This window comes from Mycobacterium sp. 1465703.0 (assembly GCF_001672975.1).
GTDB lineage: Bacteria > Actinomycetota > Actinomycetes > Mycobacteriales > Mycobacteriaceae > Mycobacterium.
The window spans coordinates 1-634 of the sequence record NZ_LZKU01000119.1; the positions used below are offsets into that span (position 1 = coordinate 1).

A 634-nucleotide genomic window follows, 5' to 3' on the forward strand; every position below is an offset into this window, starting at 1 on the left:
TCAGCACACTGACCCGTTCATTGATCAACAAGTCATGGAAATCCTGGGGTGAGCCGGCCACCTCCTCGGGCACCACCGGTGTCCCCAAAGGCGTTGCGGTAACGCAGTACAACGTGGTTCAGCTGTTCGAGTCACTCGATGCCGGGCTGGACCTGGGTCCGGGGCAGGTGTGGACGCAGTGTCATTCGTATGCGTTCGACTTTTCGGTGTGGGAGATCTGGGGCGCGCTGCTGCATGGTGGGCGGCTGGTGGTGGTGCCCGAGGAGGTGGCCGGCTCACCCCAGGATTTCCATGACTTGTTGATCAATGAACGGGTCAGTGTGCTGACCCAAACCCCTTCTGCGGTAAGGGGTCTACCGCCTGAGGGCCTGTCGACTGCGTTGGTGATCGGCGCCGAGGCGTGTCCGGTTGAAGTGGTGGACCGGTGGGCGCCGGGGCGGGTGATGATCAACGTCTACGGTCCCACGGAGACGACGATGTGGGCGTCCAAGAGCGCGCCATTGGCCGCGGGGTCGGGTGCGCCACCGATCGGCTCGCCGGTATCGGGGGCAGCTTTTTTTGTGCTGGATGGGTGGTTGCGTCCGGTGCCGGTGGGTGTGGTGGGGGAGTTGTATGTGGCCGGTCGAGGCGTGGG

Annotated in this window: 1 protein-coding gene; it reads left to right on the forward strand. The window is 64.0% G+C overall.

Annotated elements, in window-relative coordinates; all coding sequences use genetic code 11:
- Window positions 1-634 (forward strand): AMP-binding protein (locus A5625_RS10495; protein WP_156748109.1); only part of this gene is annotated, 634 nt, incomplete at both ends.